This window comes from Streptomyces calidiresistens, assembly GCF_014141525.1.
Lineage (GTDB): Bacteria > Actinomycetota > Actinomycetes > Streptomycetales > Streptomycetaceae > Streptomyces > Streptomyces calidiresistens.
Genome location: NZ_VKHS01000985.1, coordinates 1 through 1,763, shown reverse-complemented (window position 1 = coordinate 1,763; position 1,763 = coordinate 1). Strand labels below are relative to the sequence as shown.

At 75.5% G+C, this 1,763-nt stretch carries 3 protein-coding genes; 2 read left to right on the top strand and 1 reads right to left on the bottom strand.

Annotation, left to right across the window (positions count from 1 at the left end; translation table 11 throughout):
- Positions 1-125 precede the first annotated feature (125 nt).
- Both FOE67_RS24735 and FOE67_RS24730 read left to right on the top strand, forming a co-directional pair.
- Entirely contained in the window at positions 126-350 is a 225-nt protein-coding gene (locus FOE67_RS24735; protein ID WP_233874278.1) for a helix-turn-helix domain-containing protein, read from the top strand.
- 138 nt (positions 351-488) lie between these two features.
- Positions 489-1,277: an enoyl-CoA hydratase/isomerase family protein gene (locus FOE67_RS24730; protein ID WP_182667043.1), complete on the top strand. Its 789-nt coding sequence runs from the start codon at positions 489-491 to the stop codon at positions 1,275-1,277.
- Positions 1,278-1,421: 144 nt separating this feature from the next.
- Here FOE67_RS24730 and FOE67_RS24725 read toward each other — a convergent pair.
- Positions 1,422-1,763, bottom strand: a 342-nt coding sequence (locus tag FOE67_RS24725; RefSeq protein ID WP_228474262.1) for a hypothetical protein, incomplete at its 5' end; no start/stop codon positions are given.

Here is a 1,763-nt window from a genome sequence, read left to right as displayed (position 1 = left end):
GCCCCGGAGTGACGGTTCCCCGCCCCCGGCTCCCCCCGGGATCCACCGCGCCGAATGGGTGGCCAGGAAACCGGATAGGGGTGATCATGAGAGTTCCAGAGCGCACTTCCGTCGAGGAGGCACGGGTGGCCGAAACGCTGAAGAAGGGGAGCCGGGTGACCGGCACCGCGCGCGAACAGCTCGCGGCGGATCTCAAGCGCAAGTACGAATCGGGGGCGAGCATCCGGGCGCTGGCCGAGGAAACCGGCCGCAGCTACGGGTTCGTGCACCGCATGCTCAGCGAGGCGGAGGTGACCCTGCGCGGACGCGGGGGCGCCACCCGGGGCAAGCGGGCCGCCGCCGATTCCTGATCACCGGGACCGACGGGCGTCCCGCACCGCCCGTACGGCCCCCCGCCCGGGCCCCGTGGTCGGGGGAGCGTTACGCTGCCGGATATTACCGACGAGTAGTGTCGGGTGATGCCGACGCGTGACGTTCCGGAGGGGCCCATGACCCTGCTCGAGACCAACGGAGTGCGCCTGACCGCGGACGGGGACGCCCCGGCCGTCGCCACGGTCACCCTCACCAACGGGGCCAAGCGCAACGCCCAGACCCCGGGAACGTGGCGGGCCCTGGCCGAGGCCGGCCGTCTGCTGCCCGGTTCGGTGCGGGTGGTCGTGCTGCGTGCCGAGGGGCCCTCGTTCTCCGCCGGGCTCGACCGGCGTGCCTTCACCCCCGAGGGCATTCCCGGTGAACTCTCCACCCTGGAGCTCGCGCACCGGGACGACGCGGGCATCGACGCCGCCATCGCCTCCTACCAGGAGGCCTTCACCTGGTGGCGGCGCAACGACCTGATCAGTGTCGCCGCGGTCCGCGGGCACGCCGTCGGGGCCGGCTTCCAGCTGGCCCTCGCGTGCGACCTGCGGATCTGTGCCCCGGACGCGAGCTTCGCCATGGCCGAGACCTCGCTGGGCCTGGTTCCCGATCTGGCCGGCACCAAGCCCCTGGTCGACGCGGTCGGGTACGCCCGTGCGCTGGAGATCTGCGTGACCGGCCGCTCCGTCGGTGCGGAGGAGGCCGAGCGGATCGGCCTGGCCAACCTGGTGGTGCCCGGGGGCGACCTCGACGCGGCGGTCGCCGACCTCACCGCCGCGCTCCTCGCGGCGCCCCGGGACGCCGTGATCGAGACCAAGGCGTTGCTGCGCGGCGCCGCCGGACGCGACCACGACGAGCAGCGCGCCGCCGAACGGGCGGCCCAGGCCCGTCGTCTGCGGGACCTGGTCGGTCTGGCCGACTGAGCCGCCCACCGGGCCCGCGCCCGTGCGACGGACCGGACCGGTACGTCGCACGGGCGCGGAGGCCGTGACGGGCACGGCGGGGACGCGGGGCGCCGGGAATACCGGGATACCGGGGATGTCGGGGATGCCGCCGGGAGAGAGGGGTCAGGTCCCGTCGGCCTCCCCGTCGAGGCGCACCACCAGCACCCGCAGCCGTCGCCCGGCGGCCGCGGCACCGGCCCGTACGGCCTCCGCGACCGTGGCCCCCGCGTCGGCGTCCCGGGCCAGGACCAGTTGCACCTCCACCCACCCCGTCTCGTCCGTCGGGGTGATCCGCACGGAGCGGCCCGCGGGTCCGGGGAAGGGCACCGTCCCCCGCACCCCGACCGGGCCGGTGACGGCCTCCACCACCGCCCGCTCCCACGGGTCGGCGATCCCGGATGCCGCCCCGCTCCGTACCGGAGCCCGAGCGGCCGGGGTGTCCGGCACCGCCGACCCCCCGTTCCC